Origin of the sequence: Streptococcus sp. 27098_8_99 (genome assembly GCF_041431935.1) — a bacterium.
GTDB lineage: Bacteria > Bacillota > Bacilli > Lactobacillales > Streptococcaceae > Streptococcus > Streptococcus parasanguinis_D.
In genome coordinates this window covers 13251-27796 of record NZ_JAPVYQ010000018.1, presented here as the reverse complement: position 1 = coordinate 27796, position 14546 = coordinate 13251, and the positions used below count along the sequence as shown (strand labels likewise).

General features: G+C 38.7%; 14 protein-coding genes. 4 read left to right on the top strand and 10 right to left on the bottom strand.

Annotation, left to right across the window (positions count from 1 at the left end; translation table 11 throughout):
- Position 1: 1 nt before the first annotated feature.
- From O3605_RS09425 to O3605_RS09385, 9 genes are all read right to left on the bottom strand, one after another.
- A complete protein-coding gene (locus tag O3605_RS09425; protein WP_371586020.1) occupies positions 2-706 on the bottom strand; it encodes an ATP-binding cassette domain-containing protein in 705 nt (234 codons plus the stop codon).
- A gap of 291 nt (positions 707-997) precedes the next feature.
- A complete protein-coding gene (locus O3605_RS09420) occupies positions 998-1465 on the bottom strand; it encodes an 8-oxo-dGTP diphosphatase (RefSeq protein ID WP_371586018.1) in 468 nt (155 codons plus the stop codon).
- 26 nt (positions 1466-1491) lie between these two features.
- Positions 1492-1923, bottom strand: a complete 432-nt coding sequence (locus tag O3605_RS09415; protein ID WP_371586017.1) for a hypothetical protein — start codon at positions 1921-1923, stop codon at positions 1492-1494.
- 499 nt (positions 1924-2422) lie between these two features.
- Positions 2423-3046: an NAD(P)H-dependent oxidoreductase gene (locus tag O3605_RS09410; protein WP_070505495.1), complete on the bottom strand. Its 624-nt coding sequence runs from the start codon at positions 3044-3046 to the stop codon at positions 2423-2425.
- 92 nt (positions 3047-3138) lie between these two features.
- A complete protein-coding gene (locus O3605_RS09405) occupies positions 3139-3636 on the bottom strand; it encodes a GNAT family N-acetyltransferase (protein ID WP_070505493.1) in 498 nt (165 codons plus the stop codon).
- Positions 3637-3649: 13 nt separating this feature from the next.
- Positions 3650-5638: an excinuclease ABC subunit UvrB gene (uvrB, locus tag O3605_RS09400; protein WP_070505491.1), complete on the bottom strand. Its 1989-nt coding sequence runs from the start codon at positions 5636-5638 to the stop codon at positions 3650-3652.
- Positions 5639-5891: 253 nt separating this feature from the next.
- The gene (locus O3605_RS09395) at positions 5892-6581 is read right to left on the bottom strand and encodes a hypothetical protein (RefSeq protein WP_070505490.1); all 690 of its coding nucleotides are present in this window, start codon (positions 6579-6581) and stop codon (positions 5892-5894) included.
- On the bottom strand, positions 6562-7374 hold the full coding sequence (locus O3605_RS09390) for a hypothetical protein (RefSeq protein ID WP_371586014.1): 813 nt from the start codon (positions 7372-7374) through the stop codon (positions 6562-6564). The genes O3605_RS09395 and O3605_RS09390 overlap by 20 nt, the downstream gene beginning before the upstream one ends.
- Before the next feature lies 1 nt (position 7375).
- Positions 7376-8086, bottom strand: a complete 711-nt coding sequence (locus tag O3605_RS09385; protein ID WP_070505486.1) for an ABC transporter ATP-binding protein — start codon at positions 8084-8086, stop codon at positions 7376-7378.
- Between the two features lie 158 nt (positions 8087-8244).
- Between O3605_RS09385 and O3605_RS09380 the strand changes: the two genes are divergently transcribed.
- Entirely contained in the window at positions 8245-8916 is a 672-nt protein-coding gene (locus O3605_RS09380; protein WP_031575109.1) for a response regulator transcription factor, read from the top strand.
- Complete coding sequence (locus O3605_RS09375) at positions 8901-9977, top strand: sensor histidine kinase (RefSeq protein WP_070505484.1); 1077 nt, start codon at positions 8901-8903, stop codon at positions 9975-9977. The genes O3605_RS09380 and O3605_RS09375 overlap by 16 nt, the downstream gene beginning before the upstream one ends.
- A 102-nt stretch (positions 9978-10079) precedes the next feature.
- On the opposite strand, the gene O3605_RS09370 is transcribed toward O3605_RS09375, so the two are convergent.
- A complete protein-coding gene (locus tag O3605_RS09370) occupies positions 10080-11018 on the bottom strand; it encodes a CPBP family intramembrane glutamic endopeptidase (RefSeq protein WP_070505482.1) in 939 nt (312 codons plus the stop codon).
- 261 nt (positions 11019-11279) lie between these two features.
- On the opposite strand from O3605_RS09370, the gene O3605_RS09365 reads away from it, so the two are divergent.
- Positions 11280-13463, top strand: coding sequence for an amino acid ABC transporter substrate-binding protein/permease (locus O3605_RS09365; protein WP_070505480.1), 2184 nt, complete (start codon positions 11280-11282; stop codon positions 13461-13463).
- Entirely contained in the window at positions 13463-14203 is a 741-nt protein-coding gene (locus O3605_RS09360; protein WP_070505478.1) for an amino acid ABC transporter ATP-binding protein, read from the top strand. Before O3605_RS09365 ends, O3605_RS09360 begins: the two co-directional genes overlap by 1 nt.
- The last annotated feature ends 343 nt before the right edge of the window (positions 14204-14546 follow it).

The following is a 14546-nucleotide window of genomic DNA, read 5'->3' as shown; positions in this document are numbered from 1 at the left end:
TCTACCCCCTCTGACGATTGACGTCATGAAACCAATCTTCTAAATTCGATTCAATCGCGTCTAGGTGACCACCTTCAATAGAATAAGCTGTATCACAGACTCGAACGATACTCTCTGCAATATGCGAACTCATCAGAATAGCGCCTTCATCTTTATACTGCAATAGTAAACCATATAGAAATTCTGTCGCATCAAAATCAAGGCCATCAAATGGTTCGTCCAAAATAAGGAGGGGAGGTTTGAGATAGAAAGCTGTGATCAGGAAGACTTTCTTCTTATTTCCCGTTGACAAACTACCGATATCGGTGTTGAGAAATTCTTCAAAATGAAAACCTGAGATCAGGTCCTGCAATACCTTTTCATCTCTCTTTCGATGATACAAACGACAGACAAAATTAAAATAATGAACAAAATCCCAGTTTAAAAAACTATTGTTTTCAGTAAAAACTGTATAGGTGCGGCTCTTATAGAAATTCGTATGAAATGAGGTCGCCTTATCTTCTAAGGTAACAGTCTCAATTGCATACTGCCGATGATCAAAGACACTACTTAAAGCTTTTAGCAAGGTTGTCTTCCCAGCTCCATTTCGACCAATCAACCCTACTACAGAATGATTGGGTACAAGCAAATTCACGTCTTTTATAATGGGCTTGTCTTTTTTATACCAAACATTTAGCCCCTTGATGTTTAAACACTCAGTCTTCATCGACGCACTCCTTTATAAAGGTAAGAAGCCCCAACTAAAAGCAACAGCAAAGCGTATAACCATTCCTTTTGAAAGGCAAAGACTAAGGCACCGATCAAGAAGCAAATTCCTATAAGGATTCTAAATTGTAATTTCATATCTTGCCTTCTTTCTATTCACAGTATGAAAGATTACAATTGTATTTTATGCTTATACTATAGTACTTTTTCTGAGCAGATTCAAGCACGAATGGAATATTCTTTCTTCTTTCACCTTAGAAACAAAAAAAGCTAGATCCCTCTAGCTCTTTGCTTAAAATCTTAATTTTTCCCAGTCGTCGTCTGTCCGTTTTCGATAATAGTACTCGGACAAATCTGGGTCTTCCATCACTTCCAGCAGAGGAAGCATGTCGTAAGATAAGTCCAACCTTTCTAATTGGTCCTTCTCAACCCAATAAACTTCTCCTTCATCAGACGATCTGAGCTGGCCTGTAAATTCTGTCGCTTTGTAGCAAAAGACGATGTAGCGGCCGCCCTCATCTTGTGGCCAGTCTTTGACTGCGACCAGTTTTGGATTTGTAATTGTCAGTCCTGTCTCTTCGTAGATTTCACGAATGACGGATTCTACAAGGCTTTCTCCTTCTTCGATATGGCCACCTGGAAAAGCATAGCCAGCCCAGTGAGTCTTTTCAGGTGAGCGGTATTGGAGGACTACTTTCCCATTTTCAAGATCTTCGACCATGCAAAGATTGCACAGTATAGTAGGCGTTGTACGTGACATATATTTCCTTTCTATGATATTGACAATTAATCAATATAAACTTTTTTCTTTATCTCTTTTTTCATCACAAAGGGATTTACCAGCTCATGGTATTCATCATAGGCATCCAAAAGAGAGCCTCTCTGAAAGACAATTGACTTCTCTTTTAAATAATATTCCGAGTGAATCGTTACCGGACCATGGCCATCAAAGGAATAGACTAGCTCAATAGCAAATACCAAGATCAGGCTAGCAAAGAGACTCAAAAGAACACTAACGAGATTCTTCCAATTTGGAGCATGTTTTCGATAGAAGCGATACCAGATGTGACTAAAAGCCGTCACAGCTCCAAGATACAGCCAGGGATTCCACAGGAGCGGTGTAAAGGCATAACCATAGAAGCTCAATATAAAGTTCACAAGAACAAAAAGCAACAGAATCAGATACAGGATCCGAAACATGTTCAAATACTTTCTCATGTTTGGTCTCCCCTTCGTAATAATTGGATTAAACTGGATCTCCTAAAGAAACATCAACAGAAAATGATAACCTAACCGGAGCCAATGTTCTATAAGGGGCGAATCCGGATCATTTTTTTTACTATCTAAAAATAGACTTAGCGACAACAAAAGTAAGCTAAGGGCTATAACTATTCTAAGAACGAGTCTCATACCGCCAAGAGCCAAAGAAACTAAAGAACCAATGAGTGGTAAAGGGGAAAATATAAGTGCTACTAAGCCGAAATAGATCTTAACCAATGATAAAACCAATAAACTATAAACGACAATCTTCGTAAAAAGAGAGACCCTTTTATCTTCTTTTTTCAGTTGTGAAATGGAATAGATAACATAAATCATATACATAAATAGAAACATATTTATTTCCCCTATTTCCTATAGATTTTATTCCTATTTTATACAACATCCGTTTAGAATACAACTTCTTACCTAGACTCACCCAACAAAGACAAGGACAGGATCAGAGTTTCTTCACTTCTGCTGCTACCTTCTGGAGATGGTGTTGCCGCATGCTAGCGGTGTTTACATCCCGACCGACTTCACCCAAGATGCAGACGCGCTTGGTTTTAATCCCACAGTGGTTCAAAACTGCATTCTTTAAGACAGAAATACCATAACTATCTGGAATGTTGAGAGGGCCTGAAAAGATCTTGTACCACCAAGTAGGCGCCATAGAGGTCGCATATATACTAGCTGTTTTCCCTTTGAGCAACTTCTTGAATTGCTTGCCTCTGAGGTAATTCCAGATAAAGCTGCCCTGATCATTAGCCGAGTAAGCAATCCCAGGCGTGAAGACCCGATCGATCCAGCCCTTCATGAGGCTCGGCATACTGCTCCACCAGATGGGATAGACAAAGATTAGGTGGTCCGCCCACTGGATCCATTCTTGAGAACGAAGGATAAAGGAATCTTCCTTCATCCGCTTTCGATAGCCGTAGCGAAGGACCGGATCAAAGTCCTCTTCATTGAGACTGATCACTTTAAGCTCATGGCGACTTGAGTCAATAGTTTCGACAATGGTTTGAAAAATAGCCTGACAATAACTTTCCTTATCCGGATGACCATTGATGACCAGAATTTTCATTCGTCTTCTCCTTCATTTCTTTAGTTCATTCTATCTCTTTTATTTTTTACTTGATTATTTGATAATGGTTCAAAGATTGATAGATACGTTCTTTAAGAATTTTTATTTGAAGAACACAACATCCGCAACTCCTTAACAGGTTTTCCAAGTTCAAGTATTTTTTCTTGACCATCAAAAGTAAAACCCATTTTTTGATAGAAAGCAATGGCTCGCTTATTATCTTTCAATACCCATAAATAAATTTCAGAGAAATGATCGAGAGCAGCAAATGCAGCATGCATTAAATGTTTACTCACACCTTTTCCATAGTAATCTTTTAAAACATATAAGGCGATGATTTCACCAGCTTGAATGGCTTCATCACAAAAATTTCCATAGCTGATAAATCCAACGACCTTCTTTCCATCCATCGCAATCAAGGTATTTTCTGGATACTTTTGACTAAAGAAACGACATCTATCTAATGTCATCGTCTCCTGATATTCCGCGGGTAAAAGATCGTCATAAGCCTCTCTCCACGTTTGCCAATGAACGAGAGATTTTCCTTCTATCTCTTCAGGAGTTTCCATTGTTTTAATGATAATCTTCATTCTTCCCTCCTATCTAATCCAAGGCCTTGACTTCCAACATCATATCGCGAATTTGCGCTGCCAGCTCGAAATCAAGCACTTCGACGGCTTCTTGCATTTGTCCTTGCAGCTTCTTGACCAGTTCCTTGCGCTCTTGGCGGTTGAGACTGGTGATATCCACTTCCTTGTCCTCTTCCTTGGCCACAGCCTTGGTAACAGAAATGAGGTCACGGATTTCCTTCTTGATAGTTTGTGGGACAATGCCATGCTCTTCATTATATGCCATCTGGATTTTCCGACGACGGGCTGTTTCATCGATGGCTTTTTGCATAGACTGAGTCATGGTGTCCGCATACATGATGACGTGACCCTCACTATTACGGGCAGCACGACCAATGGTCTGGATCAGACCACGTTCATTACGGAGGAAGCCTTCCTTATCCGCATCGAGAATGGCAACTAGACTGACTTCCGGTACGTCTATCCCTTCACGAAGAAGGTTGATCCCGACCAAGACGTCAAAGACACCCAATCGCAAGTCACGGATAATTTCTGTCCGCTCCAAGGTCTTAATGTCCGAGTGCATGTATTTGACCTTGACCCCCATTTCCTTGAAGTAGTCGGTCAAGTCTTCTGCCATCTTCTTGGTCAAGGTGGTGACAAAAGTCCGCTCTCCACGTTCTACACGCGCATTGATCTCACCTAAGAGGTCGTCCATTTGTCCCATGGTCGGACGCACTTCCACCTCAGGATCGAGTAGACCTGTCGGACGAATGATCTGCTCGATGACAGTATCGGTTTGTTCCATCTCATAGTCACCTGGTGTCGCAGACACATAAACAATCTGGTGGACATGGCTTTCAAACTCCCCACGACGAAGTGGCCGGTTATCTAAGGCAGATGGCAAACGGAAACCATAGTTGACCAGCATTTCCTTGCGCGAGCGGTCTCCATTGTACATGCCCTTGATCTGTCCCATGGTCATGTGACTTTCATCAATCATAATGAGAAAATCTTCTGGGAAGAAGTCAAGAAGAGTGTAAGGCGGCTCTCCTTCACTCCGGCCATCCATATGACGAGAGTAGTTTTCGACCCCATTGGTGTAGCCCATCTCCCGTAGCATTTCAATATCATACTCGGTCCGTTGTTTTAGACGCTGAGCTTCCAAGAGCTTGCCTTCTTTTTCAAAGACCTTCAACTGCTCTTCTAGTTCCGCTTGAATCTTGGCAATAGCCACTTCCATATGGTCGTCATTGGTCACGAAGTGAGTGGCTGGGAAAATAGCCAAGTGTTCCACATCTCCCAGAACCTGGCCTGTCAGAGCTTCAATCTCACGAATCCGCTCAATCTCGTCTCCAAAAAACTCCACCCGAAAGGCATGTTCATCGCGCGAAGCTGGGAAAATCTCGACCACATCTCCCCGAACACGGAATTTTCCCCGTTGAAAGTCGATGTCATTGCGCTCAAACTGGATATCTACCAAGTCATTGAGAAGTTTATCACGAGAAATCTCCAGACCGGGACGTAAGCTGACCACGCTATCGGCATATTCCTTAGGCGAACCCAAACCATAGATACAAGAGACAGAGGCCACAACAATCACATCGTTACGCTCCAACAAAGCTGATGTTGCGGAGTGACGAAGCTTGTCAATCTCATCATTGACAGAGCTATCTTTTTCGATATAAGTATCGCTCGATGGCACATAGGCTTCTGGCTGGTAGTAATCATAGTAAGATACGAAGTACTCAACCGCATTTTCAGGGAAAAATTCCTTGAACTCTCCATAAAGTTGGCCTGCTAGGGTTTTATTGTGGGCGATGACCAAGGTAGGCTTATTGACCTGGGCAATAACCTGGCTCATGGTGTAGGTCTTCCCCGTACCAGTTGCTCCCATCAAGATTTGCGCCTTCTCACCACCCTCGATGTTATCCACCAACTGTTCAATGGCCTGCGGTTGATCCCCAGACGGTTGGTATTTGGATACTAGTTTAAATTTGTTATCTGTTACTCGATTAATCATCTCTTTGACCTCACATATATAGACCTTATTTTACCATAAATCACTAGAATTCTCTGAGATGAGGAATGAAAGGGAAAACAACATATTACAAAATAATTAATTGGACACGCATTAGAGTGAAAACTAAACAAGACTCTCGCAATTACTTCGAAAGTCTTGTCTTTTATTCTAAAACAATGCAATACGTAATAAACATCAGTGTCCATGATATACAAAATTAGCAAGGTTTGCTCATCAGTATCATTTTTATTTACTACTTAACTTCTTGATTCCTTACCAAGAGGTAGAGAGTTACCCCAAGTGAACATACAAATCCAACAACGTAAATACAGAGTTGAAAATTGGAAGCACTACCTAAAATGGTATCCGCAACAATATTATAAAATAGATAACTAGTCAATGGTTCCACTACTCTTTCTATGAATGGTTGTACCAAAATAGGAAATAGCAGCAAAATAGCTAAACTCCCCATTGGACTTTTGAAAAAATAACTTAAAAAGTAAGAAATTAAAAAATATTGGATGGAGCCAATCAAATAGAAACTGAAAAGTTCTAAACTGACACCATTTTCGCTACTAAAAAAATGAAACCATACAAGCAGTACAATGAAATACAAGGTTGATTGTAGTACTACATCACATAATTCTACGAACAGGATCCGAATTGAACTTAAGATCCTTTTTCCACTTACCAAATAAACTAGTTTTGTTTCGTGTGATTGTAACTCAACAAATGCATTAACACACCCAATACTAACTGAGAGTATTGATGCAAAAACAAGAGCTTGCTTTATAGATAATTGTACAACAGTATCATTGATTGCAACTGGTAAAACACCTAAGAGACACACAAAACCTATAAAAAGGGACTGTATAGCTATCTGGTACTTCACGGGTTTTAAACTATATTTTTTGACAATAAGACTAAAAAATATTCTTGCCATTCTTCCTCCTCATTCGAATCATTTCTACAAGCATTATGAATACCAAGAACAAGATTCCTTCTACTACTAAAAGTGTAAATCCATATAATTGGCTCGTTTGAATCCCTTCAATTCGGCCAAAAGCAAATGCCTTTGCTCCAATCAAAGGCAAGAGATTTTCTATTTTAGAGGAAATTCCTCTTAGAATACCTGATAAAGTGATCACCAATAACAAAACAACTGCAATTAATGAAGTCACTGATTTTTTCGTTACTATTACGAAAAGTATAGCTAATAAAGTAAGAACGATCGCAAATATCATAACTCTTACCGTAACATCTAAAAACAAAGTAAATTCTAAATAATTCCTTAAAGTTGAATCTAGAAAAACGAGTAAAACAACAAAATTTACTATAGAAAATACTAAAGTAGAAAATATCGATAAGACAACTGAACTTGTAATAAAACCAGTAAGACGAACTTTCCAGTTAGGAATCAATAACTGAGTAAAATTATCATCACCAAATTGGTAATGGGTTGAATAAACAAGTGAAACTAAGATTGGTAAGAAAATAACACTTGCTTGGTAGGGTGAGGATAAGAGAGCATCCCTGACTGTATAGACTGGATTCGATGATAGCATAGATGGATCAAGGTTAACAGCCTGTCCATTTCCTTCTACTAAAGCATTTATCACCTGGATATTTTGAATTGAAAAAAATATGCTGACTCCTAAAATAAGAAAAAAAGTAATTTTAAAAGTAGGTAAACTACAATATTTATAGAGGTCACTAAAAAAGGAACGCTTCAACATATTATTCACCTTCTTTCCCTTCGAGCGCCTTAAAATATGCTTCCTCAAAAGATCCAAACTGTTTCAAAATGTCTTTGGTAGGAGCATCAATAACAATCTTCCCATTAGAAATACCAACCAGATGATCTACAGTTAATTCTAACTCACTCATATAATGACTTGTCATTAATACAGTTTTACCTTCATTGACAAAAGACTGCAAAAAATTGCGTACCCAGCGTATTCCTTCTGGATCTAGTCCATTGATTGGTTCATCTAAAATTAAGATGTCAGGATTTGCTAATAAGGCTGTTGCTAAACCAAGACGTTGCTTCATTCCTAATGAATAGTCTTTTACTTTTTTATTTTTAGCTTCACTTAACCCCACCAACTCTAAACATTCGTTGCACCTATTTTTGTCAACGCCACAAGCCAAGCCAATCCACCGAAGATGCTGAAATCCTGTTCTAGTTGGATAAGGTTGACAACTATCTAGGAATGATCCAACAATACAAAAAGGATTATCTCCCAATTGATAGTATTTTTTCCCATCGATCAAAGCCATTCCCATTTGACTATTTTCTAAACCAAGTAAAATTCTAATTAAAGTTGATTTTCCAGATCCATTCGGTCCAATCAATCCGGTAATCTCACCTTTTTTGGCTTTGAAAGACACGTTTTGAAGGACAATTTTATTATTATATTCCTTATGTAGCTTTTGAATTGTTATCATTCATTCTTTTTCCTTTCTGACTTTTAGTGAAATTCCACCTTCACTTGGAGCAAGTATAACAGGAGAAAATCAGGAAATTCTCAGAATAATTATTTTTTTCATTTTCAACAAATTGCATTCTAGATTTGCTATAATATGCTCATATAATTGGAGGAACTATGAAGTATAAAATTTTAGCCATTGACGATGATGAAAAAATCTTACGATTAATAGCGAATACATTAAAAGCGAACAACTTTCACGTGGAAACTCGTAAAAATATAGAGGAGATTAATATCTGTGACTTTACTGGATTCGATCTAATTTTACTTGACGTCATGATGCCTATTTCTGGTTTAGAAATCTGTCGTTCCATTCGTTCACAAATTACTACTCCAATTCTATTTCTAACCGCTAAAGATTTTGAAGAAGATTTACTAAAAGGAATACAAGCCGGAGCCGATGATTACATCACAAAACCATTCAGCATAAAGGAATTGATTGCAAGAATTCAAATGCATCTTCGGAGGGAAGAAAGATCTCACAACGCCTCTAAAGAAGAGATGGATTCAAATATAACTTTTTATCGAGATAGTCAAGAAGTTTATTATCAATCAAAGAGAATTTCATTAACCAAGAGAGAGTTTGATTTACTTTATCTTTTAGCAAAAAATGAAAACCGAATATTTAGCATAGAAGAACTTTACAATTATCTTTATCCTGTAGACTCTGATGCACAACTACGATCCATTACTGAATACATCTATCAAATCAGACAAAAATTTAAGATTCATCAAATTGATCCCATCAAAACAGTATGGGGAGGAGGATACAAATGGAAAAAGAATTGACAATCAAACAACTCATTAAACGTACCTACCTTAAAATCATTTGGCAATTTCTTCTATGTCTGATACTTTTTTACATAGTTCCAGCTCTTCTATCTTCTGTATCTGGAATTAATGAGAAAAATGCCAATCACTTTGCTTTATTTTTTAGCGTCAGTTCTTGGATTTATCTTTGCATCATTTTAATTTTTATCATTGTAATAAATATTAGACAATTATTAACCAAGATTCAAACAGAAATGAACATGGTTTATCATAGTGGTCTATATTTCACCAAAAATGAACATCACCATTTGCAGATTAAAGAATTCATTGAAACAAACGATCTGATCGAAAAAATGCAATCTGAAATAAAAAATAGAATTCAAAATGAAAAAGATCAAAAAAAAGAACTCATGTTTCAAGTATCTAGCGCTGCACATGATCTTCGTAGCCCTCTAACTGTCATCAGAGGAAATGCCGAATTCTTACAATCCACCGAGCAAACACCTCAAGTAATGGAATGTCTAAAAGATCTTGAGCAAGCAAGTATTCAGTTAAACGATTATTTTAACCACTTTATCCAATACTCCAAAACCTTTTACGACCAGGATATTCAACTTGAGAACATATCAATTCAACAAGTAACTCATCAATTGAAGGAACATATTACTCCTTTACTCCCTAGAAATACACATTTTGTTTTTACTAACACAGTAACTTCATCGACACAAATTGCCATTCATTCCAATCTATTTTTCCGAGCAATCACAAATATTATTAATAATGCAATACAACATCAAAAAGAAAATGATGCAAAGATCCAACTAACAATGTCACAAGAAAATAATCGATTAGTTCTAACTATATGGAATAATCAATCTACTTTTTCAAAAAATGTTTTACAACATGCTGGAAATCTTTTCTATAAAGAGGACCAAGCAAGAACACCCTCTCAAGAAAGTCACTTTGGACTTGGTTTATCTTTCGTGAAACGCGTCATGAAACTTCATAATGGAACTATGCATTTAGAAAATATTCATAATGGTGCACAAGTGAAACTAATCATTCCCATTATTATATAGAAAAAGCCGAACTCATCATTATGTGTTCGGCTCAAAACGCAGACAAACGTCATTTTTGGTGTTTGTCTTTTTCATATATGACTTTCAGACATTACACAGAGGTTAGTCATCAAACTTTTCTTTCCTCTCCCCTAAGCAATATACAATCACTAGGGATACAAAAAGAACTAGGGTGGTGATGATTGATCCTTCTGCTCCAAATGCCCCTCCGGTCAACCAGTCAGGTCCATCTCCCATGGTAAAACTAAAGATAGACGCATCTGCGCCTGTGCCACTGACTTGAAAACCAAGGAGATTTCCTTGTACATAGTTCCAAGTCCCGTGTTGGGCGACCACTAGCCAGATACTATCGGTATAGATAAAAAGCAGACCAGCTAGCACCCCATCAAGGATGATATTCAGAACGGATAAGAAGGTCACTCCTGCATTTCCCAGATGAAGAATGCCAAAGAGACTACTAGAAATCCCGATTGCTAAGGGAAGATTGGTTCTGGCAGCAATCCGAGTCAGGAGCCACCCCCGCGTAGCTACTTCTTCTGTACCACCTTGGAGGAGCCAAAATGGGAATAATCCTAGAATAAAGAGGATGGGTTCTAAACTTAATTCATTCAGCTTAAAAGTTCCGATTCCGCCCACTTGGTAGACAAGGGCAATCACACCCATTTGAAGCAGTGAAATCAAGATTCCCCAACCTAGATACTTGAGCCAATTTCTTTTTACAAAACCTAAGCTTGATAAGGAATTCTTCTCTATGACTTTCACCCAAAAAATAAAGAGTAAAAGAATAAATACAAAACTGAAGAGCTCATAATAGAGAATATAATGGAAGAAAAACTCTTGAATACTTGCAACCCCATTTCCTGGTGAGAAGAACTCGGTTAAGTAACCTATTGCAATGGAAAATGGGCCCACCAATTCACTACTGAGCCATAGTCCCCCTTCTATAAAGAAGGAAGCTAAAAACACGTAGAATAGTGTAGAAACGAAAACTGACACAGAAGTTTTCGTTTTGATACCTTGAATGATTAACCCTTTCTTCATCTAGTAACCTCCATTTATCTGATAGGTCCATTGTAGCAAAGAAAATCCGGAGCTGCAAGATCAACTTATGTTAGATAATCTAACATCAAAACTCAATTTTCTTGCAAAAACGACTCATTTCTGATATAATAGCTTTTGTAGAAAAACATAAGACCATTCATACTCGTTTTGGTATGAATGATTTGTTTTTTTAAAGCCCTCTTAGGGTATCCCTTCCATTGCTCTTCTCGAGACAGTGGATTAGATATAAAGGAGAACGAAATGAAGAAAAAATTACTAGCATGTTTGCTTTTCTTATTTCCATTCGTTGCATTCGCTGGTCATGCTCATGCTGAAACGATCAAGGTCGTTTTCGACACAGCATATGCACCATTTGAATTTAAGGATTCAGATCAAACCTATAAAGGAATTGACGTAGAGATCTTGGACAAGGTCGCTGAAATCAATGGCTGGGATTTGGACAAATCCTTCCCAGGATTTGATGCAGCGGTCAACGCAGTTCAAGCTGGTCAAGCGGATGCCATCATGGCCGGAATGACCAAAACAACAGAACGTGAAAAAGTCTTCACCATGTCTGATACTTACTACGATACAAAAGTTGTCATAGCAACTACGAAAGCCGATAAAATCACGAAGTACAGCCAATTAAAAGGGAAGACAGTCGGTGTTAAAAACGGAACTGCAGCCCAACGCTTCCTCGATAAAAACAAGGACAAGTACGGCTACAAGATCAAGACCTTTGATACTGGTGATCTCATGTACAACAGTTTATCAGCTGGTGCGGTCGATGCAGTGATGGATGACCAACCTGTTATTCAATACGCCATCCAAAAGGGTCAGGACCTTGCTATCAATATGGACGGGGAAGCAGTCGGTAGCTTTGCCTTTGGTGTAAAAAAAGGTGGAAATCATGAAAAGTTGATCACTGAATTTAACAAGGCCCTCACTCAAATGAAAGCTGATGGAACACTTGATGAGATTATCAAGAAATGGACCGGTGAAAGCCAATCAACTGCTAACAGTGCTGTTCCAGAAACAACTACTCCTGCTGGTCAAAAAGCAACCCCTAAAAAATCAAAATATAGCATTTCAAGTGATTCTTCCTTTGCACCATTTGTCTTCCAAAATGGAAAAAACAAATACACAGGGATCGATATGGACTTGATCAAGGCTATTGCTAAAGACCAGGGATTTACCATTGAGATTGATAACCCTGGATTTGACGCAGCGGTAAGTGATGTCCAATCTGGTCATGCGCAAGGAATGATCGCAGGGATGACTGTGACAGATGCTCGGAAAGAAACATTTGATTTTTCTGAACCATACTACACGGCCAATTCAATTCTAGCTGTTCAAGAAAACAGCAAGATTGATTCATATGATGACCTAAAAGGAAAGACAGTCGGCGTTAAAAACGGTACTTCCTCACAAAACTTCCTTGAAGAGAACCAAAAGAAATATGGTTACAAGATCAAAACATTCTCTGATGGGGCATCTATGTATGACAGTTTGAATTCTGGTTCTGTTGCAGCGATCATGGATGACGAACCTGTTATCAAATACGCTATTAAACAAGGACGCAAATTCAAAACACCTATCGAAGGAACTCCAAGTGGTCAACTAGCATTTGCCGTTAAAAAAGGTGAAAATCCTGAATTGATCGAAATGTTCAATAACGGTCTTGCAAACTTGAAGAAAAGTGGTCAATACCAAAAGATTCTCGATAAATATCTTAAAGCAGATAGCAAATCAAGTACTTCAAGTACAGCCGTAGATGAAACAACGATCTTGGGCTTGCTTCAAAATAACTACAAACAATTGTTAAGTGGTTTGGGTGTCACTCTTGCCCTTGCACTTCTCTCTTTTGCCATTGCTATGGTGATCGGTGTTATCTTCGGGATGTTTAGTGTTAGCCCTTATAAGTGGCTCCGCTGGACAGCTGAAATCTTTGTCGATGTCATTCGTGGGATCCCACTCATGATCCTCGCCGCCTTCATCTTCTGGGGAATTCCAAACTTGATTGAATCAGTCACAGGTCATCAATCCCCAATCAACGACTTTGTCGCAGGTACTATTGCCCTCTCTCTCAATGCTGCTGCCTATATCGCAGAAATTGTCCGTGGGGGGATCCAAGCTGTACCGATTGGACAGATGGAAGCCAGCCGAAGCCTTGGGATCTCTTATGGCAAGACCATGCGCAAGATCATCTTGCCACAAGCAACCAAACTCATGCTTCCAAACTTTGTTAACCAATTCGTCATTGCCCTGAAAGATACGACGATCGTTTCTGCGATCGGATTGGTAGAACTCTTCCAAACTGGTAAGATCATCATCGCTCGAAACTACCAAAGTTTCAAGATGTATGCGATCCTTGCCGTCTTCTACCTCGTGATTATCACCTTGCTAACACGATTTGCAAAAAAATTAGAAAAGAAGGTTAACTAATGGCTAAATTAAAAATTGATGTCCATGACCTCCACAAATACTATGGTGAAAATGAGGTCTTAAAAGGAATCTCAGCAAAATTCTACGAAGGGGATGTGGTCTGCATTATCGGACCGTCCGGTTCTGGTAAATCGACCTTCCTTCGTAGTCTCAATCTCCTCGAAGAAGTGACAAAAGGTCAAATTACAGTTAATGGATATGATCTAACCGATCCAAAAACCAATGTTGATTTGGTCCGTGAAAATATCGGAATGGTTTTCCAACACTTCAACCTCTTCCCTCACATGAGCGTCCTTGAAAACATTATGTTTGCGCCAGTAGAGCACAAACTGATGACCCGTGAAGAAGCTCAAAATGTCGGGATGGAATTGTTGGAAAAAGTTGGTCTCGCAGATAAAGCCGATGCCAATCCAAACAGCCTTTCCGGTGGTCAAAAACAACGTGTGGCCATTGCCCGTGGACTTGCCATGAATCCAGATATTATGCTCTTTGACGAACCTACTTCTGCCCTTGACCCTGAGATGGTCGGAGATGTACTGAACGTTATGAAAGACTTGGCCAAGCAAGGGATGACCATGATTATCGTCACCCACGAGATGGGATTTGCCCGCCAAGTAGCCAACCGTGTCATCTTCACCGCAGATGGTGAATTCCTCGAAGACGGCAAACCAGACCAAATTTTCGACAACCCACAACACCCACGTTTGAAAGAATTCTTGGATAAGGTTCTAAACGTTTAAAAAGATAAACTAACGAGTGGTTTTTGAAGCATCTAGCAAAATTGCTAGATGTTTTTTTTAGACTAAAAAAGCATTTTCAAACCTGAAAATGCTTAGAGTGAAGATATAAACATATTAAAAACTTTCCTAAGGTGAGTACGGACGTCAGCGAACTTCTACGAAGTTCCATGACTTAGTTTTGAACCTAAAGTTTCAAAACTCCCGAGTGCCTGAAACTAAATTGTTTCAGGCACTTTTCTCACGGCGGAAAGTTTTAATGTTCTCTTAATTCGTTAAACAAATTAGGTAGATATTTATTTCTTTACAGAATCACTTTACTTATTTACTTTAAAAATAGTTTGTA